20 protein-coding genes are annotated in these 23071 nt (G+C 62.2%); 10 read left to right on the forward strand and 10 right to left on the reverse strand.

Annotation, left to right across the window (positions count from 1 at the left end; all coding sequences use genetic code 11):
* Positions 1 to 125: 125 nt before the first annotated feature.
* Positions 126 to 1091, forward strand: a complete 966-nt coding sequence (gene zntB, locus KW824_RS15255) for a zinc transporter ZntB (protein WP_042649396.1) — start codon at positions 126 to 128, stop codon at positions 1089 to 1091.
* A gap of 9 nt (positions 1092 to 1100) precedes the next feature.
* Entirely contained in the window at positions 1101 to 1619 is a 519-nt protein-coding gene (locus KW824_RS15260; RefSeq protein ID WP_043132579.1) for a mechanosensitive ion channel domain-containing protein, read from the forward strand.
* A gap of 39 nt (positions 1620 to 1658) precedes the next feature.
* Here the strand turns inward: KW824_RS15260 and KW824_RS15265 are convergent, their stop codons facing one another.
* The 8 genes from KW824_RS15265 to KW824_RS15300 all read right to left on the reverse strand — a co-directional run bounded on the left by KW824_RS15265 (position 1659) and on the right by KW824_RS15300 (position 12175).
* Positions 1659 to 1907, reverse strand: a complete 249-nt coding sequence (locus KW824_RS15265) for a hypothetical protein (protein WP_005332929.1) — start codon at positions 1905 to 1907, stop codon at positions 1659 to 1661.
* Between the two features lie 89 nt (positions 1908 to 1996).
* Entirely contained in the window at positions 1997 to 3784 is a 1788-nt protein-coding gene (locus KW824_RS15270; RefSeq protein WP_218410240.1) for a sodium:proton antiporter, read from the reverse strand.
* A gap of 132 nt (positions 3785 to 3916) precedes the next feature.
* The gene (locus tag KW824_RS15275; RefSeq protein WP_005332927.1) at positions 3917 to 4438 is read right to left on the reverse strand and encodes an MltR family transcriptional regulator; all 522 of its coding nucleotides are present in this window, start codon (positions 4436 to 4438) and stop codon (positions 3917 to 3919) included.
* A gap of 116 nt (positions 4439 to 4554) precedes the next feature.
* Positions 4555 to 5700, reverse strand: coding sequence for a mannitol-1-phosphate 5-dehydrogenase (locus tag KW824_RS15280; RefSeq protein WP_218410241.1), 1146 nt, complete (start codon positions 5698 to 5700; stop codon positions 4555 to 4557).
* A 37-nt stretch (positions 5701 to 5737) separates the two neighbouring features.
* Positions 5738 to 7666, reverse strand: coding sequence for a PTS mannitol transporter subunit IICBA (locus tag KW824_RS15285; protein WP_218410242.1), 1929 nt, complete (start codon positions 7664 to 7666; stop codon positions 5738 to 5740).
* 637 nt (positions 7667 to 8303) lie between these two features.
* Positions 8304 to 10319 carry an exoribonuclease II gene (locus tag KW824_RS15290; RefSeq protein WP_218410243.1) on the reverse strand — a complete coding sequence of 672 codons (2016 nt, stop codon included), beginning with the start codon at positions 10317 to 10319 and terminating at the stop codon, positions 8304 to 8306.
* A gap of 86 nt (positions 10320 to 10405) precedes the next feature.
* Entirely contained in the window at positions 10406 to 11305 is a 900-nt protein-coding gene (locus tag KW824_RS15295; RefSeq protein WP_218410244.1) for a LysR family transcriptional regulator ArgP, read from the reverse strand.
* Positions 11306 to 11548: 243 nt separating this feature from the next.
* Positions 11549 to 12175 (reverse strand): acyl-homoserine-lactone synthase, encoded by a 627-nt coding sequence (locus tag KW824_RS15300; RefSeq protein ID WP_139751750.1) that lies wholly within the window; start codon positions 12173 to 12175, stop codon positions 11549 to 11551.
* 64 nt (positions 12176 to 12239) lie between these two features.
* Between KW824_RS15300 and KW824_RS15305 the strand changes: the two genes are divergently transcribed.
* The 3 genes from KW824_RS15305 to KW824_RS15315 all read left to right on the forward strand — a co-directional run bounded on the left by KW824_RS15305 (position 12240) and on the right by KW824_RS15315 (position 16012).
* Positions 12240 to 13022 (forward strand): LuxR family transcriptional regulator, encoded by a 783-nt coding sequence (locus KW824_RS15305; RefSeq protein WP_043132567.1) that lies wholly within the window; start codon positions 12240 to 12242, stop codon positions 13020 to 13022.
* A 262-nt stretch (positions 13023 to 13284) separates the two neighbouring features.
* Entirely contained in the window at positions 13285 to 13905 is a 621-nt protein-coding gene (gene lysE, locus KW824_RS15310) for an L-lysine exporter (protein WP_005324974.1), read from the forward strand.
* Between the two features lie 127 nt (positions 13906 to 14032).
* Complete coding sequence (locus KW824_RS15315) at positions 14033 to 16012, forward strand: bifunctional 2',3'-cyclic-nucleotide 2'-phosphodiesterase/3'-nucleotidase (RefSeq protein ID WP_218410291.1); 1980 nt, start codon at positions 14033 to 14035, stop codon at positions 16010 to 16012.
* A gap of 134 nt (positions 16013 to 16146) precedes the next feature.
* On the opposite strand, the gene lpxL is transcribed toward KW824_RS15315, so the two are convergent.
* Entirely contained in the window at positions 16147 to 17070 is a 924-nt protein-coding gene (lpxL, locus tag KW824_RS15320) for an LpxL/LpxP family Kdo(2)-lipid IV(A) lauroyl/palmitoleoyl acyltransferase (RefSeq protein ID WP_218410245.1), read from the reverse strand.
* A gap of 253 nt (positions 17071 to 17323) precedes the next feature.
* Between lpxL and hldE the strand changes: the two genes are divergently transcribed.
* Positions 17324 to 18751: a bifunctional D-glycero-beta-D-manno-heptose-7-phosphate kinase/D-glycero-beta-D-manno-heptose 1-phosphate adenylyltransferase HldE gene (gene hldE, locus KW824_RS15325; RefSeq protein ID WP_218410246.1), complete on the forward strand. Its 1428-nt coding sequence runs from the start codon at positions 17324 to 17326 to the stop codon at positions 18749 to 18751.
* A 99-nt stretch (positions 18752 to 18850) separates the two neighbouring features.
* On the opposite strand, the gene tolC is transcribed toward hldE, so the two are convergent.
* Positions 18851 to 20176 carry an outer membrane channel protein TolC gene (gene tolC / locus KW824_RS15330; RefSeq protein ID WP_042649405.1) on the reverse strand — a complete coding sequence of 442 codons (1326 nt, stop codon included), beginning with the start codon at positions 20174 to 20176 and terminating at the stop codon, positions 18851 to 18853.
* Positions 20177 to 20481: 305 nt separating this feature from the next.
* Here tolC and nudF point away from each other — a divergent pair, with 305 nt between their 5' ends.
* Genes nudF through KW824_RS15350 form a run of 4 tightly spaced genes read left to right on the forward strand, consistent with a single transcriptional unit; the run spans position 20482 to position 23069 of the window.
* Positions 20482 to 21123 carry an ADP-ribose diphosphatase gene (gene nudF, locus KW824_RS15335; RefSeq protein ID WP_025325572.1) on the forward strand — a complete coding sequence of 214 codons (642 nt, stop codon included), beginning with the start codon at positions 20482 to 20484 and terminating at the stop codon, positions 21121 to 21123.
* A 51-nt stretch (positions 21124 to 21174) separates the two neighbouring features.
* Positions 21175 to 21621 carry a DUF1249 domain-containing protein gene (locus tag KW824_RS15340; RefSeq protein ID WP_041206485.1) on the forward strand — a complete coding sequence of 149 codons (447 nt, stop codon included), beginning with the start codon at positions 21175 to 21177 and terminating at the stop codon, positions 21619 to 21621.
* A gap of 28 nt (positions 21622 to 21649) precedes the next feature.
* The gene (cpdA, locus tag KW824_RS15345; protein ID WP_218410247.1) at positions 21650 to 22468 is read left to right on the forward strand and encodes a 3',5'-cyclic-AMP phosphodiesterase; all 819 of its coding nucleotides are present in this window, start codon (positions 21650 to 21652) and stop codon (positions 22466 to 22468) included.
* 13 nt (positions 22469 to 22481) lie between these two features.
* The gene (locus KW824_RS15350) at positions 22482 to 23069 is read left to right on the forward strand and encodes a YqiA/YcfP family alpha/beta fold hydrolase (protein WP_218410248.1); all 588 of its coding nucleotides are present in this window, start codon (positions 22482 to 22484) and stop codon (positions 23067 to 23069) included.
* Positions 23070 to 23071: the final 2 nt, after the last annotated feature.

The following is a 23071-nucleotide window of genomic DNA, read 5'->3' on the forward strand; positions in this document are numbered from 1 at the left end:
AGTTGAAACGGGCATAACACGAGAACGGACATGGTAGCACAGACGTACCCTTCCCGGTGCGGAGCTGAGTCGGCCCCCGCTTTCGTGTAAGCTGGGGCCTGAGCATGAAACGAGAAGGAAACGAGATGGATCGGGTGCCCAGTGACGTAATTTATGGCCTGACCCTGGATGGCAAGGGGGGGATGACCCCGCTGGCCGCAGGCAGCGAGATCCCGGCGGCGCAGCCCAGCTGGGTGCATCTGGATTACGGCAATCCAGAGTCGGCGCGCTGGCTGTTGCAGACGCCCTTGCTCAATGACGCCGCGCGCGAATCCCTGCTCGGCCAGAGCAACAGACCCAAGCTGGTGCGGATGGGGGAGACTGTGCTGCTGATCCTGCGTGGCATCAATCACAACAAGGATCACAGGCCAGAAGAGATGGTGGCGCTGCGCATCTACATCACCCCGGATTTCATTCTCAGCAGTCGCCGTCGCTCCCTATTGTCGGAAAAAGATGTCTTCCAGCAGTTGGTGCTGGGGGGCGGCGCCATCTCTAGCGCCGACTGGCTGGTGGAGATCTGTGATGCCCTGACCGATAGGGCGGGGGAGTTTGTCGAGGAGCTGCACGATCAGATCCTGGAACTGGAAGAGATAGTGCTGATGCGTGAACTGCCCGCCAACGGCCGGCTGGCACGGATCCGCAAGCAACTCATCATGATCCGTCGTTACCTCTCTCCTCAGCGGGATCTGGTGGCGCGCCTCGCCAACGAGAAGCTCAGCTGGCTGGATGAGGATGACCGCCGTCGTCTGCTCGACATCGCCGACCGGTTGCGTCGCTGGCTGGACGATCTGGATGCCGGGGTGGCTCGCTCCGCCGTGCTGGCGGACGAGATCAACAACCTGACGGCAGAGGCCACCAACCGCCGTGCCTACCAGATGTCGGTGATGGCGCTGATGTTCCTGCCGGCCAGCTTCCTGACCGGCCTGTTTGGCATCAACCTGGGTGGCATTCCCGGTGCCGAGAGCCCGACTGCCTTCTGGGTCTTCTGCGGCTCCCTGCTGGCGCTGGCGACTGGGCTGGCGGTCTGGCTCAAATATCGACGCTGGTGGTAAGGAACGCACATGACGACATGGGAATCCTTTGGCGTGACCCTGCTGCTGTTGCTGGGACACACCCTGATCCGCGGCCTCATTCACAAGAGCCTGATGGCGCTCGGCCAGAGCCGGCAGGTGAGCGAAAACCGGGTGCTCTACGTGGAGCATGTGTTCCACTTCCTGCTCGGCTGCGCCACCCTGCTGATCCTGGCGGGGGTGTGGGGGCTCGACTTCTCCCGGCTGGTGGTGCTCGCGTCTTCCTTCTTCGCCGTGCTCGGTGTTGCCATGGTGGCCCAGTGGTCGATCCTCTCCAACATCACCGCCAGCATCACCATCTTCTTCGCCTTCCCCTACAAGATAGGCGACCGGATCCGCATCCTCGACAAGGATGACTCAGTCACCGGCGTCATCACCGAGATAGGCCTGTTCTACCTGAGGGTGCGGGATGACAACGGCGATCTGGTGACCTACCCGGCCAATCTGATCCTGCAAAAGCCGGTCAGGCGGCTGGAGAGCAAGGACGCCGAGCCACTGCAGCCGGAATGAGAAAAGGCTCCCTCGGGAGCCTTTTTGCTGGCATCTGTCTCAACGCTCGAAGAAGCGATAGAGGTGCTCTACCTGGATGGGGCAATCGGCCACGAGGTGGATATGGTCGCGGGCCTCCTCGGTTGAGGAGAAACTCATCGGGCAACCCAGGGTGTCCGTCATCATGTAGAGATGGCCGTCCTGACCCCGAAACTCCACTACCCAGCCGGGGGAGATGATGTCATGCATGATCTCCGCCTCCTTGAACCTGTGCTGCTGATGAAACGCACGCAATTCGCTGACTGTCATGACATCCTCCTGTGACTCATGGCGCCACCCTCAAGTCTAGTCGCCCGCGGTGATTGCAGGTGCCGAGAGCCGGCTCGCCGGATGGCGCATCAAGCCGCCTGGGGCTCCCGTGGCGGCTGCAGGGCGATCAGCAGTTCCCCTGCCAGGGGGACAACGGGACCGGTGACGACCCGGGGTTTCCCCCTGGCATCGACGATGAACAGGGGAATGGCGCCGGGATTGGCGTCCTGATACTGGCTCCAGTCAAAGGCGTCGCTGAGCCGGGTCGCCCTGATCTGGCCGCCCCGGTTCAGCAGGCCGCTCAGGCGGGCGAAATTCATCTCTGGCCCGAACAGATCCTGGCGTGCGCGGAAGGTGGCGCTCTCCCGGTTCGCCTTGCCGTGCTGCTCGCTGGAGCGCAGGGAGTGGACCTTATCCTCCCCGTACAAGTGGGCAAAGTGCAGCACCCCGAGGGCGTTGTTGTGACGGTTGGGTGAAAGCGCCAGCACCGTATGTATGCTGGTGAGGGGCAGGTGCAGCTCGGCGTGTTCCGATTGCGGATTGCCAAAGTAGCAGGGCAAGCCGCTCATGCGGGCCAGCTTGCAATGTTCCCAGGCCGGATCGGAGAGATGGACCGGGATGCCCTGATCCGCCAGCGCCCGGCCTATGGCACGAGCCACCGAATTGGCGCCGATCAGCAGCCAGGTGTCGGGAGCGCTCTGGCGCATGCCGAGCAGTCTAGCCAATGGGGTCGCCGTCAGGCTCTGCAACACCACGGTGAAGATGATGACGGCAAACACCAGGGGCACCAGCTTGTCGGCATCTTCAATGCCGGCCTCGTGCATGCTGATGGCGAAGGAGGCGCTGACCGCCGCCGCCACTATGCCCCGGGGGGCTATCCAGCCGAGCAGGGCCCGGGCGCGCCAGGGGAGATCCGATCCCAGGGTCGAGACCAGGATGCAGAGCGGACGGGCCACGAACTGCACCACGCAGAGCAGCACCAGCACCATGGGGCCGAGTTGCCAGAGCTGCGCCAGATCGAGGCGGGCCGCCAGCAGAATGAACAGGGAAGAGATGAGAATGACGGCGAGATCCTCCTTGAAGGCCAGCACCTCCTCCAGATCCAGCCCCTCCTGGTTGGCGAGCCAGATGCCAAACACGGTGACCGCCAGCAGGCCGGATTCGTGGCTGAGCCAGTCCGACAGGGTGAAGGTGACCAGCACCAGCGCCAGCACCCCGAACTTGTGCAGGCTGACCGGCAGCCAGTCCTTGCGCATGATCAGGGTGGTGATCCAGCCGGCTGCCACCCCGATGAGGGAGCCGACCCCCACCGTCTTGGCCAGGGCCAGCAGGGTGTGATCGATGAGATCCCCCTGGCTGCCGAGGCGCACCGCCTCGAACACCAATACCGCAAACAGGGCACCGATGGGATCGATAACGATCCCCTCCCAGCGCAGGATCTTGTCCACCTCCCGCACCGGCCTGATCACGTTTAGCATGGGGGCGACCACGGTCGGGCCGGTCACCACCAGCACGGCGCCGAGCACCATGGCGACCCGCCAGTCCAGGCCCAGCAGCCAGTAACTGGCGGCGCCGATGACGGCGAAGCTGACCAGCATGCCGGTGGAGCAGAGGTTGCGCACCACCTTGCCTATCCCCTTGAGTTCGGTCAGGTGCAGGGTCAGCGCCCCTTCGAACAAGATGATGGCGACCGAGAGCGACACCAGCGGAAACAGCAGCTCTCCGAGCAGGGCGTCGGGGTCTAGCATGCCCGTCATCGGGCCGAGCAAGAGGCCGCTCAGCAGCAGGAACAGGATGGCGGGGACGCGCAGTGACCAGGCGAGCCACTGTGCCAGCAGCGAGATCAGGGCGATCCCGGCCAGGGAGAGTGCAATCATGCCAACCTCGAGTGGGTGATGGGGTTGGACCTAGTGTAGCGGGGAAGGAGAGCAAATTGACACCTGGTAGAGGTGGCCTCGGGGAGGCCGGGGTCCCGGATGCCTGGCCGGATCCTTAGCGGACTGGCCTGATCAGATGGGGCTCTCTTTGTGGAGTTCGGTGACGCAGTCGGTCACCGCCAGCACCAGTGCGGAGCGCACCATCTGATCGAGCCGGTTGAGCTGCATTTGATAGAGGGGCCAGTCCTCCTCATTGGCCGGGGGATCCTGCGGCATCATGCTGGTCTGATGGATGGCATGCAGGCGGCCTAGCAGGTCGCGGATCGGCTTGTCGCTGAAACGGTAATCCTTGGGGTCGCGTACCAGAAAATCGCGGATCTTCAGGTAGGCTTCGAGATCCTGATAGCGCTCGAGGGAGATGAGGCCGAGGGCGAAGATGAGCTTGAGGCGCACCTCCAACTGGCCGAGGGGGCCGCTCTGGTTGAGCAGGGGCTCGATGGCGTATTTGACGGCATACTCCTCCTGGCGGAACGCGCGCCGCATCAGGGAGTCGACCGCCTCTTCCAGGATGGTCACGACCTCGAGAAAGAAGCCACGGGGGCCATCCTGCTCGTTCAGTCGCTCCAGTACATCATCTTCCTGGTGTGTGGTCATAGGTGTTCAGGGTCCGGCTGACTGGGAGAGAGCCAGGCTCTCTCCCGGTTTTTATCATATGGGGCATAGTGACCATTTCGCCGTGTGATGGCGGTTGGCCCTTAGGCCCCATGGGGTCACTTCAAATTGTCATAACGGGCGACGATGGCGCGCACGATCTCGCTCTCTTCCTCCAGCCCGGTCACCCGGGCCAGGGTCCTGGCAGGGCCCAGCTCTGCCAGCAGGGCCTGCAATTCCACCGCCTGGGGATCATCATCGTTGCGATAGAGCAGCGCCGCGGCGATGCCCTCCTGCAAGTGATCGCTGGGCAGGCCGTACTCCAGGGTGCCGAGCAGCGGCTTCACCAGTCTGTCCCCCGCCGCCAGCTTGCGCAGTGGCTGACGGCCGACCCGGTCGATTTCATCCACCAGATAGGGGTTGGCGAAGCGGGACAGGATCTTCTCGATGTAGGCGGCGTGTAGGCGCTGATCGAAGCCGTAGCGTTTCACCAGCACGGCTCCGCTCTCCTCCATGGCGCGGCGCACCTTGCTGCGGATCACCGGATCCTCGATCGCCTCGCGCACGGTGCGGTAGCCCCTCAGCTTGCCGAGGTAGGCGGTGACGATGTGCCCGGTGTTGAGGGTGAACAGCTTGCGCTCGACGAAGGCCATCAGGTTGTCGGTGGGCTCCATGCCCGCCACCTGGGGCAACTCGCCCTTGAACTGGGTCTGGTCGACGATCCACTCGCTGAAGCTCTCCACCGTCACCTCCAGCGGATCATCGTTGGCCGCGGCAGGGGGAACGATGCGATCCACCGCCGAGTCGACGAAGCCGACGCAGTTGTCGAGGGTGGCATGATACGCGACCGGCAGGTACTTGAGTACCTCCTGCTTGAGGTGGCTGGTGCCGCGCACCATGTTCTCGCAGGCGATGACGTTGAGAGGGGTCAGGTTGCCGGCATCGAAACGGGCCTGCAGCCCCTTGGCCAGGGTGCTGGCAATCTTGTCCAGGATGTTGGGCCCGACCGCAGTGGTGACCAGATCGGCGGTGATGATGCGGGCGATCACCTCGTGTCCGGCGGAGCTGACCGCGGCCACGTTGCGTACCACATCCAGCTTCTGATCCGTGCCTACCACGTGCACCTTGTACTCCTGGCGGTGATTGAGCTGGTCGATCAGGGTTTCGTTGACGTCGGCGAAGGTGACCTGATGGCTGGCGTCCGCCAGCAGTTTTCCGATGAAGCCACGACCGATATTGCCGGCACCAAAATGCAATGTTTTCATGATTTTAACCTCTACAACCAAAGACGATGAAGGATGATTACGCGGCCTGTTCGGCGCCCAGCAGATCCAGGAACTCCTGGGGATCCTGAGTACTGGCCAGCCGGTCGATGAGACCGGGTTCATCCAGTGCATTGGTCAGACGGGTTATGACCTGCATGTGTTCGTCATTGCGGGCGGCGATGCCGATCACCAGGCGTGCCACTTCATCGGCGTCCTCGCCAAAGGCGACCCCGGCCGGGTACTGGCAGATGACGATGCCGGTACGCTTCACGTGTTCCTTGGCGGCTATGGTGCCGTGGGGGACGGCGATGGACTCGCCGAGGTAGGTGGAGACCAGTTGCTCGCGCTCCAGCATGGCGTTGACGTAATCCGGCGCCACGTAGCCCCGCTCCGCCAGCAGCTTGCCGGCAGCCCGGATGGCAGCCTCCTTGTTGTCGGCCTTGAGGCCCAGGTGCACGTCCTGCAGGCTCAGGGTGAAGACCTCGGCTGCCTGCGGCTCGTAACTGTCGTCGTTGGCCGCCACCAGCAGTTGCGGGTTGGCCACGTCGTCGTTGGCCGCGTTGGCCAGGCTGAGGTTTTGCACCAGCTCCTGATAGAGGGTGTTGTCGAGGAAGTTGGAGAGGGAGATGTGCTGCGCATGCGGTGCATGGCGACGGGCACGGTCGGTGAGATCCTTGTGGGTGATGACCAGATCCACCTGATCGTCCAAGTTGTTGATGGCACGGTTGGTGACGCTGATGTCGAGACCGGCAGCCAGCACCCGCTTGCGCAGCATGCCGGCGCCCATGGCGCTAGAACCCATGCCCGCATCACAGGCGACCACGATGTTGCGCACTGCGGTCAGCTCGGCACCCGGCTTCTTGGCCGCTGTGGTCTCGGGCTTGGCGCCCTTCATGGCCTTCATCTTGCGAGTGGCTTCACCCAGGGCGTCGGCCTCGTCGGCTTCCGGCTGCTGGGCACGCACGAACACGGCGGCGACCAGGAAGGAGACGGTGGCCGAGGCGATGATGGAGAGCAGCACCCCGATCAGGGAGGCTTTCGGTGTCATCAGCAGCACGGCGAAGATGGAGCCCGGTGAGGCGGGGGAGACCAGACCCGCGTTGAACAGGGTCAGGGTGAAGACCCCGGTCATGCCACCGGCAATCACCGCCAGGATGAGGCGCGGGTTCATCAGCACATAGGGGAAGTAGATCTCGTGGATGCCACCGAAGAAGTGAATGATGGAGGCACCGGCGGCGGACTGCTTGGCGGCGCCACGACCGAACACCATGTAGGCCAGCAGCACGCCCAGACCCGGACCCGGGTTCGCTTCGATCAGGAAGAAGATGGAACGACCCTGTTCGGTGGCTTGCTGGATCCCCAGCGGCGAGAAGATGCCGTGGTTGATGGCGTTGTTGAGGAAGAGGATCTTGGCCGGTTCGACGAAGATGGAGGTCAGCGGCAGCAGGCTGTGGGCGACCAGGAAGTCGACACCGCCGGCCAGGGCGCCGGAGAGCACCTTGACGAAGGGACCGATGACGAAGAAGGCGAGGATGGCGCACAGCATGCCGATGATCCCGGCGGAGAAGTTGTTGACCAGCATCTCGAAGCCGCTCTTGACCCGGCCCTCCATCGCCTTGTCGAAGCGCTTGATGGCCCAGCCACCCAGCGGGCCGACCATCATGGCGCCCATGAACATGGGGATGTCGGTCCCCACGATGACGCCCATGGTGGTGATGGCACCGACCACGGCACCCCGCTCACCGCCCATCAGCTTGCCGCCGGTATAGCCAATCAGCAGCGGCAGCAGGTAGGTGATCATGGGGCCGACCAGCTTGGCCAAGGTTTCGTTTGGCAGCCAGCCGGTGGGGATGAAGAGGGCGGTAATGAAGCCCCAGGCGATGAAGGCGCCTATGTTGGGCATGACCATATTGGACAGGAAGCGTCCAAAATTCTGTATCTTGACTTTGGTATCCGGTGATAACATGTCGGGACCCCGTTTTAAGCCTGTGTGATTAAAAGTGGTAGTTGGGATGACGGGTTTTGCCGAACCCCCATCCCTGTCGTCTAAGCAACTTCAATCTACCAGCTTGTGATCAAATTAGGCTGAAAACGGGGCATCTTGTGATGCACCTCTCGTTTACCCCCATCCCCCCCCTTCAACAACAGAGATCCCGATCACATTCGGACGCTGTGCTTCGGCTACATTTCGATCTTTCTGGTCAAAACACCGTTATTTTTGTGATGAATATCACCATTTGGCGTTTGCGCAAATGCTGTGTCAATGTGATTTCAATCACAAATATTAATTTTGCATTCAAATGAGTCATGTGGTGACGAGGGAAATCCCGGGGTCCTGACGATGGATATTGCCCATATTGATGGTCATGAGCGATGAATGATCTATTTTGTAACCCACTTTCAGGCTTTCGCCACATGAGGTGGTGCATCAGCCTCTCATGCGTGCGTTGAACGCCATCGAGCTGGAATGGCAAGCCGACGACGGTCGTAACCAGCAGCGTGTCAGGGTGCCCTGCCAGGGGAAGCTAACTACAAGGAACAGGTGTGTGAAAAAAAGCCCGCAAGATGCGGGCTTTTTGGTGGTCAGCGGCTGGTGGGCAGGCTTATTCGCTCTTGGGGTCAGCCTCGGTCGACGTCTCTTCCACGGCCGGGGCGACCGGTGCAGGGCCAGGCACCAGAGCCACCGCCGGTTTGGCGATGAGGGAGCGGGTCTCTTCCACCGCCTCGCTCAGCTTCACCTCGATGATCTGACCAAGCTCATAGACCACCTCGGTCTTGTCCAGGTAGACGCGGCCGTTGTCCCAGTTGCACTCCAGCCTGTCCTTGTTGTCCAGGATATGGCGAGCGGGCATGAAGACCACGGCGCCGTTCTCCTGAAGGCGCAGCTTGAGGCCGGCCCGCATCACGTCGATGATCTCGGCGTTGAACACCTGATCGGTGCCAGCGGCGGCCTGGAGGTAACGGACATAGAGCCAGTCGCCGATGTCACGCTCCACCCTGCGGTGCAGGCGGCGACACTCAGTCAGGTGCTCGGTCAGCTCCTGGCTTGGGCGCATCCCCGGGGTCTTGCCGGCGATGACGGCCTTGAGCAGACGATGGTTGACCATGTCGCCGTATTTGCGGATAGGCGAGGTCCAGGTGGCGTAGGCATCCAGCCCCAGGCCGTAGTGGGCACCCGGCTCGGCGGACATCAGGGCATAGCTCTGGAAGCGGCGGATCTTGCCGTCCAGCCAGCGGGTGTCCAGGCTGTCGATCCAGCGGCGCAGGGCACAGAAGCCGGACAGGCTGGCGATATCTTCCTTCTCGAACGGTGCCTCGGCGCTCTTGAGCAGATCGATGGCGCCGTCGAGCGACTCCTCGTCAAAACCGGTGTGGACGTTGAAGATGCCGTAGCCGACGCTCTTGCCCAATACGCGACCGGCGCAGATGTTGGCGGCGATCATCGACTCTTCGATCATCCGGTTGGCGATGCGACGGGGCTCCACGTGGATGGCCAGCACGGCGCCGTTCTCACCCAGCTCGAAGTCGTAGTCGGGGCGGTCCGGGAACACCAGGGCGTGCTCGGTACGCCACTTGATACGCGCTTCTGTCATGGCCTTCATCAGGGGCAGCTGGGCCATGACGCCTGCGTCTATGTCCAGCGCCTTGCCGTGCTCTGCCCAGTCGGAGACCTCGTCATAGTTCAGACGAGCGTGGGAGACGATGCGGGCGGCGAAGAACTCGGTCTCTTCCAGCAGCAGGCCGTCCTCGGCGATCAGCAGGCGGGCGCACAGGGTGTTGCGCTCCTCCCCCTCTTTCAGGGAGCAGAGCTCGTCGGAGAGGGTGCGCGGGATCATGGGCACGTTGCGGCCCGGCATGTAGACGGTGAAGGCGCGCTTGGCGGCTTCCTGGTCCAGCTCGCTGCCTTCGGCCACATAGGCGGTCGGGTCGGCGATGGCGACCAGCAGCTCCCAGCCGTTGTCCAGCTTGGTGATGGCCAGGGCATCATCCATGTCCTTGGTCTTGGCGCCGTCGACGGTGAAGAAGGGCACCTGGGTCAGATCGCGACGGGGCAGCTCTTCCTCTTCGATCACCTTCCACTCCGGCAGGTCCGCCGGTTCTATTTGAGCCAAGCTGTGGCGTGCCAGCACCACCCACCAGGGCACGTTGTGATCATCCTTGTCGGCGATGAGCTGGGTGATCTCGGCGGAGAAGTTGCCATCCACCAGGGCGTGGCGCTTGAGGGTCGCCACCACCCAGTCCCCTTCCTTGAAGGACTTTTCGTCCAGACCCTTCTTGGCGCGGGCCTTGATGGCGTCCTTGATGAGAGGGTGATCAGGCACCACGTTGAGACGGTCGCGGAACATCTTGACGCGGCCGACGAAGCGGACCACGGCCTGCTCCAGCAGGGCATCCGGCTCGGCCACTTCCTTCTCTTTCTCGGTACGGATCAGGGCGCTCACCCGGTCACCGTGCATCACCTTCTTCATGTAGGGAGGCGGCACGAAATAGCTGGTCTTCTCATCGACCTCCAGGAAGCCGAAGCCCCGATCGGAGGCGCGAATCACACCCTCTTTCTTGGGGATGTTTTCGCGGATTTGTTGCTTGAGCTGGGCCAGCAGCGGATTGTCTTGGAACATAAGTGAGGAACCTGAGTGGAGACCTGATGAAGAATCGCCCAGCACTATACGTTTTTACCCCTCCAAAGCCAAGGTGAATGGCCTGCTCAGCGGGGTTGCAGTGCCCGGCGCCCCTGCTCGATCAGGCGTTGGGAGATCTGTTTGTGCAGCCCCCGCTCCAGCACCCAGCGGTGCCAGTAGAGGCGCTCGATGAGGTGATTGTCCGGGCTGAGATCGAGCAGCAGCCCCTGTGCCAGCTGCTGGCGGATCTGCAACTCGGGGATGAGACAGCAGGCCAACCCCTGCTCCGCCATGGCGACGAAGGCTTCCGACGAGCGCACCGTGTGGCAGGGGTAACCGCCGGGGGCCAGCGCGAAGTGACGGGCCATGAAGCTGACATGCATGTCGTCGCGCTGATCAAACGCCACTGCCGGCGCCTTGGCCAGCGCCTCCGCCGTTAGCCCATCCGGGAAGTGGCGGGCCACGAAGGCTGGGCTGGCGGTCAGCAGGTAGCGCATCTCGCCGAGCTCGTCGACGCAGCAGCCCGCCAGTGCCTGAGGCTGCAGGCTGACGGCGCCGAACGCCTGGCCCTCACGCACCCGGTCCAGGGTGCGGCTCTCGTCATCCACCAGCAGGTTCAGCTCTATGGGGTACTGCTCCAGCAGCGGCGCCAGGGCGGGTAGAAACCAGGTGGCCAGGCTGTCGGCGTTGACGGCTATGCTGATCCGGATCGGCGCCTGGGGTTCGCTGGGGGAGAGTTCCCCCGCCAGCTCCAGCTCGAGCTGACGCACCTGGCGGTAGTGGGCCAGCAGCTTCTGCCCGAGGGCGGTGGCCTGCAAGGGCTGGCTGCGGATGATCAGCGGCTCTGCAAACTGCTGCTCCAACTGCTTGATGCGCTGGGAGATGGCGGACTGGGTGATGTGCAGACGCTGGGCGGCGCGCTCGAAGTTCTGCTCCTGCATCACGGCATCCAGCGCCAGCAACAGCTTGTAGTCCAGCGTCTTCATCAGCATTCCTTATCAGAGAAGGGGATTGAACAAGGATGCTACTGGAGTGATGGCGGCAGGACAACCTGGCCGACACTGGCGGGTGCCCCGTGCGGGGTATCCCGGGCCTGTCACTGTGAGATGTGACAGTAGCGACAGGATGAGATTCATAAGATACTCACTTGGTCCGTTTTTGCATGGGGTGGAAACGGGCCATAGCGAGAGTTTTGGTCCCGGGTGTCAGCCCGGGACTTTTTTATGGGGTTAGCTCATGCCGAGCAGCTCTCCTGCCGGTACGTACTCCCCCCGCAGTGGGCGGTTGACGGCACGTTCGAAGCGCTCGTCCAGATGGAAGCGGATCCCGACCCCGCGTACCGCCCCCAGATCCACCGCCTGACGGTGACCGAGGCGCTCGATGGGCAGGCCGAGGCGGCGGAAGATGCGCTCCACCGGCAGGCTGACCACGGCGACCAGCTCCCGGATCCCTTGCTCCCTGGCGAAGGCATGGACCTCCCGAAAGATGACGCAGGTCAGTTCGCTGATGCCGTTGTCGAGCATGGGCGCGCGGCCGGCATCGATGGCGAGGCGGGTCAGCTCCCAGACATCGGCGCCGCAAGGGGCCCGTTCGCCGGCGAGGGCACCGGGAAAGATGCTGGGCAGCATGTAATCCTGGGCACAGCTGAGCAGCCTGATACAGCCGCACAGACCCTGCTCATCGTCAATCAGCACCCAGTGGGTATCGGGTTTGTCGAAGCTGTCCCGCTCCAGACCCCGGTGGGACTCCACGTCCCAGCCGAGCCGATCGGAGAAGACTCGCTTGCGAAAGCGATAAAGCTCGTTTTCGACCTCCCATCTGGGGTGTTCTTTCAATTTTCCTTTGAAAACAAGCATTCATGTCTCTCCATTTCATGGTTAGGCGCTATAATCCAAGGCCTTGGCCAGGGGAGGCTAGCCTATGACACGCGACCAACTGCTTGAGTATCTGGAACATTTCACGCTGGTAACGGATGGAAACCGGCTGGCCGAGCTGATCGGCCGCTTCACCCTGGGAATGGGCTACGACTACTATCGCTTTGCGCTCATCCTGCCCATGTCGATGCAAAGGCCCAAGGTGGTGTTGTTCAACCAGTGCCCGGACTCCTGGGTGCAGGCCTACACGGTGAACAACATGCTGGCCTGCGATCCCATCATCCAGCTCGCCCGCACACAGACCCTGCCCATCTACTGGAACCGGCTGGACGAGAAGGCGCGCTTCCTGCAAGAGGGGAGCATGGATGTGATGGGGCTGGCGGCGGAGTTCGGGCTGCGCAACGGCATCTCGTTTCCGCTGCACGGGGCGGCGGGGGAGAACGGCATACTGTCGTTCATCACCCGGGAGCGGGCGTCCAGCGACCTGCTGCTCGAGTCCTCGCCCATTCTCTCCTGGATGTCCAACTACATCTTCGAGGCGGCGATCCGGATAGTGCGCCAGAGCATGAGGGAAGATGATCCCCAGGAGGCCCTGACGGACAGGGAGACCGAGTGCCTGTTCTGGGCCAGCGACGGGAAGACATCGGGGGAGATCGCCTGCATCCTCGGGATCACCGAGCGCACCGTGAACTATCACCTCAACCAGGTCACCCGCAAGACGGGGTCGATGAATCGCTACCAGGCCATCGCCAAGGGGGTCAGCAGTGGCATCCTGCTGCCGAATCTGGAGCAGGTCGTGGTCACCAACTTCCCCAGACTGTTGCAGTGAATACAGGCCCGGCGGCACCGGCTCGTCGCCTGGCATCCCCTCTGTCGCCATCACCGCTGTCCTGCGCCGTCCCATCCTGCCGCCGATTCTCGGGGCGGGGCTGTGGCCCCACAATTGTCAGATCCTGCAATTGACAGCCTGCCAGAAGTTGTTTTTTGCCACGCCTTATCAGTTTTTTGAATGCATCAGAAAATGAATGAATTTCTCTGATTTCATGCCTCCCCTTATAGTGCGGCCAGATCTCCCACTCAAAGGTTTGTCCATGTTCGCGACCACACTGCAAGGCTTTACCCTCGGCCTTGCCATGATCATCCCCATCGGTGCCCAGAACGCCTTCGTGCTGAGCCGGGGCATTCACCGCAACCACCATCTGCTGGCGGCGACCCTCTGCTGCCTGTGCGATCTCGTGCTGATCGGCATAGGAGTGTTTGGCGGTGCCAACCTGCTGGCGGCCAGCCCCATCGGGCTGGCGCTGCTGACCTGGGGCGGTGTGCTGTTTCTCGGCTGGTTCGGGGTGCGATCCCTTGGCAGTGCCTGGCGCGGGCAGGGGGCAGCCCTGGCGGACTCTCCCCAGCTGATGGGGGTCAAGAGCGTGCTGGCCATGACGCTGGGGGTGACCCTGCTCAACCCCCACGTCTATCTGGATACCCTGATGCTGCTCGGCTCCTTCGGCAGCCAGTTTGCCGAGGATCTGCGGCCCGCCTTCGCGGCCGGAGCCATGCTGGCCTCCCTGGTCTGGTTTTACGGGCTGGCGGTCGGGGCGGCGGCGCTTTCCCCCTGGCTTGCCCGAGGCCGGGTACAGCAAGCCATTGATCTTGTTGTCGGTCTCATCATGCTGGTGCTGGCGGTCAAGCTGGCCAGCGGGGCATGGATGGCCTCATAAGGCTATTTTTGTGCCGTGCTTCATAAAAATGAGTCCCGGCTTCATCTGCTGACATATTCGTCTGTTAAATTCCCGCCGCTGGTAAAGCGTTACTCATAATAAAAGGGAAAATACAGTGAATAACTCCATGAAGCTGGGGGCCATCGCCGCCATCGTGCTGCTAACTGCCTGCAGCAATGAAAACGACAGCAAGGCGCAGCCGGGGACCGTCTCTCTGCGCCTGATCCAGACCTCCGACATCCACTCCAACGTGCTGGGGTATGACTACTACCAGAACAAGGAAGACCGCAAGTTCGGCCTCTCCCGTACCGCCCTGCTGATCCGCGCCGCGCGCGCCGAAAATCCCAACAACCTGCTGCTCGACAACGGTGACCTGATCCAGGGTACGCCGCTGGCGGACTACATCTTCGAGCAGTCCGGTGCTGGCTACCTCGAGAAGCAGGCCCACCCGGTGTTCAAGGCCATGAACGAGCTCGACTATGACGCGGGCAACCTCGGCAACCACGAGTTCAACTACGGGCTGGATTACCTCGGCAAGGTGCTGGCGGGGGCCGAATTCCCCTATGTGAACGCCAACGTGTTCGAGGCGGGCGCCTTCAAGCGCGACGCCAAGGGACAGATTGACTGGAGTGGCAACAAGTTCACCCCCTACCTGCTGCTGGAGCGCCAGGTCACCGATGACAAGGGCCAGTTGCAGACCGTCAAGGTGGGCATCCTGGGTCTGACGCCGACACAGGTGTTGCAGTGGGACAAACGCCATCTGGAAGGCAAGGTGGTGGTGGCCGACATGGTCGAGACCGCCAACCACTATGTGCCCGAGCTGCGCGCCAAGGGGGCCGATCTGGTGGTAGTGGTTGCCCACACCGGCATCAACGCCAACAGCTATGAGGCCATGATGGAAAACTCCGCCTGGCATCTGGCCAAGGTAAAGGGGATAGATGCCCTGATGCTGGGTCATGCTCACAAGAACTTCCCGGGTGATTTCCCTGACTTGCCAGAGGTGGACAATCAGGCCGGTACCCTGAGCGGTATCCCGACCGTGATGCCCGGTTACTGGGGCAACCACCTCGGCATCATCGATCTCAAGCTGGAGCAGGTGGATGGCAAGTGGCAGGTGAAGCAGAGCCAGGCCAGCCTGCGCAAGATCGACTCCAGTGAAGGCAGTGCCGTGGATCAGCGGGTGGTGGATCTGGTGCAGGCGGATCACGACGCCACCAACCAGTGGCTGGATGAGCCGCTTGGCAAGATCACCTCTCCCATCCACAGCTTCTTCGCCCTGGTGCAGGACGACCCTTCGGTGCAACTGGTGAGCGATGCCCAGCGCCGCTACGCCGAGCAACTGCAACAAGACGGTCTGCTCAAGGAGCCCTACCCCATCCTGTCGGTGGCGGCCCCCTTCCGCGGCGGGCGCAACGGCATCAATGACTTCACCTATGTGGCTCAGGGCGACATCTCCCTGCGCAACGTCTCCGACCTCTACATCTACCCGAACACCCTGCAGGTGGTCGAGGTGAACGGGGCCACGGTCAAGGAGTGGCTGGAGATGAGCGCCGGCCAGTTCAACCGGATCGACGCCAGCAAGACAGAGGTGCAGTGGCTGGTGAACGAAAGCTTCCCCACCTACAACTTCGATGTGATCGACGGGGTGAGCTACGAGGTGGACATCACCCAGCCGGCCCGTTACAGCAAGGAAGGGCTCAAGGTCAGCGATGGTCAGCGCATCAGCGGGCTCACCTTCAATGGCCAGCCCATGGATCCGGCCCAGAAGTTCTACGTGGTGACCAACAACTATCGCGCCAGCGGCGGCGGTCACTTCCCGGGCATCGACGGCAGCAACATAGTGCACGAAGATCCCTCCGAGACACGGGAGATCATCGCCCAGTACCTGAAGGCCCAGTCTGCGGAGAATCCGGCTGGCTTCAGCCCGGCGGCCAACAATAACTGGCACATGAAGGCGCTGCCCGCAGGCGTTGACGTGCGTCTCTACTCTTCCCCGGGTGAGGAGGCCAAGGCCCTGGCCGGTGCGGATCTGGCGTACCAGTCCACCCTGCCGATGGATGACGCCAAGCACCCCGGTTACGCCATCTACCGCTTGGTCCGCCAGTAATTCGGTGGTGAAAAGCAGATAACAAAAGCCCTCGCAGTGCGAGGGCTTTTTCATTCCTGACCGAAGGGGGTTATCTCAGTAGTCACCGGGATCCTCTGGGTCGGAGCGGGTCTTGAGGGAGCAATGCATGCCTCTCAGTAGTAACCTGCGTCTTCAGGGTTGGGGCGGGTCTTGAAGCGGCGATGCAGCCACATGTACTGCTCGGGGGCCTTGCGCACGGCGGCTTCAATCTCTCGGTTGGCGCGGGCGGCATCGGCCAGGTCGTCGCCGCTCGGGTAGTCTTCCAGCGGCGCCCCTATGTGCAGGGTGTAGCCGTCCTGGGTGCGGATGTTGTAGCAGGGCAGGGTGACGGTGTTCTTGACCCGGGCCAGGGTGGCGGTGCCCGTGATGGTGGCCGCCTGCTCCACCGCGAAGTAGGGCACGAAGACGCTGGCGTGGCTGCCGTAGTCGTGATCCGGCGCGTACCAGAGGGCGTCGCCGTTGCGCAGTGCCTTGATCATCCCCTTCACGTCCATGCGATCCACCAGGTACTTGTTGGAGGCGCAGCGACCGTGGTACTGGGCGTACTCCAGCACCGGATTGGTGTTGGGGCGATAGACGCCGACCCCGGGGCGTACCAAACCGAAGCAGCGGGCGTTGAGCTCAAGGGTGAGGAAGTGGCAGGAGAGCAGCAGCATGCCCTGACCCTTCTCGATGGCGTCGATGACATGCTCTTCCCCCTCCACCTTCATCAGGCGGTGCATCCGCCAATCCGGCCAGAACCAGGCCATGCCCACCTCGAAGATGGCGCAGCCCACGCTCTCGAAGTTCTGTTTGAGCAGGGTTTCCCGCTGATCCCGGCTGAGCTCGGGCATCGCCAGCTCCAGGTTGCGACGTGCAATCTTGATGCGGGATTTCAGTACCTTGCGGGCCAGGGTGCCGAGCTGACGACCCAGCCACATCTGGCTGCGCCAGGGCAGCAGCACCAGCAGCCACAGCAGGCACAGGCCGAACCAGCTGCCCCAGTAACGGGGATGGAACAGACGGGGTTCGAGGCGGGGAGCATGTTCTTGGGCCATGAAGAGTCTCTTGTTCACAAAGGCAAGGAAGGGAGCCCAGCCGACACGGGGGTATCGGTGCCCGTGGATAGGCTGTCACTCGCAATCTGGGGATTCTATCCGAAAAACGGGGGCGGGTGCGAATCGCCATCACCTGGTCAGAGGGGTCAGGTGGGGAGCGCCATGGCGGGCATGGCAGTGCTTTTTTCACGTCCTGGAAAAGAGTGTGATAAAATCGCCCGCTGAAATTTTCAGGTTTTGAGAGCCGATACAGATGAAAATCACCCTGCCCGAGTTTGAGAAAGCCCGCGTTCTGGTCGTTGGCGATGTCATGTTGGATCGCTATTGGCATGGCCCCACCGGCCGGATCTCGCCGGAGGCGCCGGTGCCCGTGGTCAAGGTCGAGCACATCGAGGAGCGCCCGGGTGGCGCCGCCAACGTGGCCCTGAACTCCGCCGCCCTGGGTGCCCAGGCCGTGTTGCTCGGGCTGACCGGTCAGGATGAGGCCGCCGATGCCCTGGCCGGCCAGATGGCAGGGGTCAAAGTCGCCTGTGATTTCGTTCGTCTGACCGACTACCCGACCATCACCAAGCTGCGGGTGCTGTCCCGCAACCAGCAACTGCTGCGCCTCGATTTCGAAGAGGCCTTCCACGACGTGGACGCCAGCCTGCTGATGGGCAAGGTGGAGCAGGCGCTGCCAGGGGCCGACGTGATGATCCTCTCCGACTACGGCAAGGGCGCCTTGAACGACGTGCCTGGCATGATTGCCCGCGCCCGCGCCGCCGGCATCCCGGTGCTGGTGGATCCCAAGGGGACGGAGTTCGAGAAGTATCACGGCGCCACCCTGCTGACCCCCAACATGTCCGAATTCGAGGCCGTGGTGGGCAAGGTGAAGAGCGAAGAGGAGCTGGTCGCCAAGGGGCTGGAGCTGGTCAAGCGCTTCGAGCTGGACGCCCTGCTGGTGACCCGTTCCGAGAATGGCATGACCCTGATCCGCGAAGGGCAGCCGGAGCTGCACCTGCCGGCCCAGGCTCACGAAGTCTATGACGTCACCGGTGCCGGTGACACTGTCATCTCCACCCTGGCGACATCCCTTGCCGCCGGCATGAGCCTGGACGAGGCCTGCGCCCTGGCCAACACAGCCGCCGGCATAGTGGTGGGCAAACTGGGTACCTCCACTGTGAGCCCGGTGGAGCTGGCCAACGCGCTCTACACCGAGCAGGAGACCGGCTTTGGCGTCATGTCCGAGGCCCAGCTCAAGGTGGCCGTGCAGGCCGCCCGCCTGCGCGGCGAGAAGGTGGTGATGACCAACGGCTGCTTCGACATCCTGCACGCGGGCCATGTCTCCTACCTGGCCAATGCCGGCAAGCTGGGGGATCGCCTGATAGTCGCGGTGAACACCGATGAGTCTGTGCGTCGTCTCAAGGGGCCGGGCCGTCCGGTCAACCCCACCGAGCGCCGTATGACTGTGCTGGCGGCGCTGGGTGCCGTGGACTGGGTGGTGCCCTTCGCTGAGGACACGCCCCAGCGGCTGATCGCCGAAATCCTGCCGGATCTGCTGGTCAAGGGGGGCGACTACAAGCCCGAAGAGATCGCCGGTTATGCCGAAGTGACCGCCAACGGCGGCGAGGTGCAGGTGCTGAACTTCGAGGATGGCTGCTCCACCAGCGACATCATCAAGACCATTCGCGAGCGCGGCTGAGGCGAACTAACGTGACCATTGTCGGTGCCCTCGGGAGTCGGCAATCAGGCAGCAAAAAGGCGACCCGGGGGTCGCCTTTTTTCATGCCGTGAATCCGGCTCAGGACTTCTTGGTGACCTGGGCGGCGGGCATCAGGCCCTGGTTCACGTCTTCCAGATCCTTCTGCTCCAGTATGCCGGCGGCCTGCTTGAGGGAGAGGATGCTGAGGATGTAGTTGTAGCGGGCCTCGGAGAGCTTCTGCTTGGCCTGGTACAGCTTGCGGGTGGCGTCCAGCACGTCGACTATGGTGCGGGTACCCACTTCATAACCGGCTTCGGTTGCCTTGAGGGCGCTGTCGGCGGAGATGACGGACTGGCCGTAGGCACGCACCGAGCCGATGCTGGCGTTCACGTTGTTATAAGAAGAACGCACCGTGCTCTGCACCGAACGGAAGCTGCGCTCCAGCTGCTCGCTGGCGGCCACGTAGTTGAACTGGGCCTGCTTGACCTGGGAGGTGGTAGCACCCCCGGTGTAGAGCGGCAGGTTGAAGTTCAGGCCGATATTGCCCTGATTGCTGTTGCTCTCGGGGTTGCGGATCTCGTCCTTGTAGTCGTTGTAACCGGCGGAGAGGCCGGCGCCCAGATCCAGGGTCGGCTCGTGACCCGTCTTGGCCAGGTCGATCTGCTCCTTGGCGATGTCCTTGCCGATGCGGGCGTTGTGCAGCTCCAGGTTCTTGTCCAGTGCCAGCTCCAACCACTTGTCAGAGTTGAACGGCGTCTTCTGCGGGGCAAAACGCTCGGTGTTGAGCACGTCCAGTTGGCGATGATCGATGCCGGTCAGCTCGCGCAGGCTCTCGTAGCTGTTGTCCAGGGTGTTCTCGGCATTGATCTCGTCTGCCAGCGCCTGATCGCGCTCGGCCTCGGCCTCATGCACGTCGGTGATGGCGGTCAGGCCCACTTCGAAGCGCTGCTGAGTCTGTTCCAGTTGACGCTCCACCGCGACCTTGTTGGCGCGTACAAATTCCAGGGTGTCCATCGCCTTGAGCACATTGAAGTAGGCCTGGGCGGTACGCAGCATCAGATTCTGGTACTCGAGGTTGTAGCTCACGTCGGACTGGGTGGCACTCTTCTCGGTCAGGTCCAGGTTGACCCAGTTGCTGCGACGGTAGATGGACTGATCCAGTGTCACTGAGCCGGTGGCGCCACTGTTGGTCTGGGTATCGTCCTTGTTTTGCAGATAGTTCAGGCCGGCACCCAGATTGATCTGTGGCAACAGGGCTGCGCGGGATTCGTTGATCTTCTCGAAAGCCTGGTCTCGCTTGGCCTTGGATTCCAGCAGTTGGGTATCCTTGACTTGGGCTTGTTGGTAGATTTCGAGCAGGTTTTCGGCATGAGCGGCACTGCTCACACCCAGCATCACCATGACTGACAAGAGTGTTCTTTTCATATGATAGTTTTAACCTTATATATCAACCCAAAGCTGTCCGCTGGATGAGGGGGGATTGTCATCGACCAAGCTTGATTTCAGCTTAACCACTCTACTATAAGCAGATTTCATTGCGAACTGTCTCTTTTCCAGCGACAGAAACGTCAAGAGTCAGGGCGAGTTTTCTCGGCAACGCGCCTAGCCAAATGTCCTGTGGCTGCTAAAATCCATCCCTCATCGTCGGCGAGAGCGAGTGAATGAATGTTCATTCATGCCCCCGAATATTATGGTCAAACCAAGCCAAGTCAAGCTGGTAGGAGTCTCGTATGTCACAGCAAGCCTTGCCTCAAACCAGTCATTATTCCGGTGATGATGTGAAAATCATCGATAAATCATCGGGATACAATGGCTTTTTCAAAGTGAACGTCTATCGACTGCAACACAGGTTATTTGCCGGCGGCTGGAATGAGCCCATCGTCCGCGAGCTGTTCGAGCGAGGCCACGCCGCCGCGCTGCTGCCCTACGATCCCGTGCGCGACCAGATAGTGCTGGTGGAGCAGTTCCGCATCGGTGCCATCGAGACCAGCCCGACTCCCTGGTTGCTGGAGCTGGTGGCCGGCATCATAGATGAAGGGGAGACCGCCGAGGCCGTGGTGCGCCGCGAGGCGGTGGAAGAGGCGGGCATCGAGGTGGGTCGCTGCGAGCATGCCATCAGCTATCTGGTGAGCCCGGGTGGCAGCACAGAGCGGATCGAGGTCTATGTGGGGGAGGTGGATGCCAGCCAGGCGGCGGGGATCCACGGTCTGGCGGAAGAGGGTGAAGACATCCGGGTCCATGTGGTGAGCCGCGAGCAGGCTTACGCCTGGCTCAAAGAGGGCCGCATCGACAATGCCGCCTCCGTCATCGCCCTGCAATGGCTGGCCCTCAATCATGGCGAGCTGCAGGCCCGCTGGCTGGCGGGGCGCTAAGGTGTTGTTCGTTCAATATTGCCTGCGGGTTGTGACTGATGGAGCTGCGATATGCCATTAGTCCAGAGCCCGATGAAGCGCTATGTGCCTGATTTGATGTCCTTGCAGCGTACCTGCGAGGTCAATTACATGGCCCTGATGAAGCTGTTGCCTCCCGGTGGTTCCGTGGGGGCCGAACGCCGTTATCAGGTAGGCAACGGCCTGCAGTTCCAGCTCACCGTCACCGAGGAGAGCCGCTTCACCAGCCAGGTGATCCTGGCCCAGCACAATCCCGAGTTGCCGAGCTACTTGCAGGCTCGTATCGAGATTCGTTTGTATCACGACGTGCGGATGGCGGAAGTGTGTGCGGCGCAACAGATTTCAATGTTGCAACCACGTTATGATTATCCCAATAAAAAAATGCATCACAGGGATGAAAAAGAGCAGGTAAATCTATTCCTGGCCGATTGGCTAAGATTTTGTCTCAAACATGGCACCAGCCTGATCAACATCCTCTAGTCGAACCCAATAAAAAAGAAGCGTGATTTTGGAAACAGAGCTACCTCAGGCGCCGGACGGCAGTGTGCGCCTGTTACAGATTACCGATACCCATCTCTTCGCCAGTGCCGAGGGACGACTGCTGGCCGTGCGAACCGCAGAGAGCCTGGCTGCCGTGCTGGAGCAGGTGCAGGCCAACGCGCATCCGTTCGATCTGATCCTCGCCACCGGGGATCTCTCCCAGGATCACAGCCCGGAGTCTTATCAGCGGTTTGCTTCCATGATGGCGCCGCTGGCTCGCCCCATCTACTGGTTGCCCGGCAACCACGACGACGGCCCCCTGATGACAGAGTACCTCCACGCCGCCGGGATCAGCGAAGCCAAGCAACTGGTGGGGGACCACTGGCTGGTGATCCTGCTCGATACCCAGGTGCGCGGCAAACCCCATGGTGTGCTCGGCGATCACCAGCTGGCGGCCCTGGATCAGGCGCTGCGCCAGCATCCCGAACGTCACGCCCTCATCGCCCTGCACCATCAGGCGGTGCCGGTGGGCTGCGCCTGGCTGGATCAGCACAATCTCAAGAATGCCGACGATCTCTTCGCCGTGCTGGCCCGCCACCCCCAGCAGAAAACCATTTTGTTCGGCCATGTGCATCAGGAGTTTGACGAGGTGCACCAGGGGGTGAGGCTGATCGCCAGCCCCTCCACCTGTATCCAGTTCAAGCCGCTGTCCGATGGTTTCGCCCTGGACGAGTCCGGTCCGGGCTGGCGCTACCTCACCCTGCATCCGGATGGTCGCATTGCCAGCCAGGTGTGGCGTCTGCCGGTGGGACAGTTCGTGCCCGACCCCGATGCCACCGGGTATTGAGGAGTCCGCCACCATGACCCCGGTTCTCCTTTATCTGCATGGTTTCAATTCCTCGCCGGGCTCCGCCAAGGCGCAGCAGATGGCTGCCTGGGTCGCCGAACACAGGCCCGACATCGAGGTGCTCATCCCGGCCCAGCCCAATACGCCGGCGGCGGCCTGGGAAGCCATAGAGCGTGTCATTGCCGAGGCCAGGGCTCGCCATGATGGCCAGCTCAGGCTCGGTGCCGTGGGCAGCTCCCTCGGTGGCTTCATGGCAACGAGAGTCAGTGAGTTGTATGGCTGCCGCGCGGCCCTGATCAACCCGGCGGTGCGCCCCCATGAACTGCTCTGCGACTACCTCGGCCCCCAGGTCAATCCCTACACCGACGAACGCTATGAGTTGCTGCCAACCCACATGGACGAGCTGCGGGCGCTGGCGGTGCCGGTAACCGCCCCCGAACGGCTCTGGATCCTGCAACAGCAGGAAGATGAGGTGCTCGACTATCGCAAGGCATTGAGGGAATACGAGTTTGCCCGCCTGTCGCTGGAGTGCGGTGGCAACCACGCCTTTGTTGGCTTCGAACGCTATCCGGCTCAGATCATTCACTTCCTCGGGCTTTAGCC

Source organism: Aeromonas sp. sif0611 (assembly GCF_019218845.1).
GTDB lineage: Bacteria > Pseudomonadota > Gammaproteobacteria > Enterobacterales > Aeromonadaceae > Aeromonas > Aeromonas media.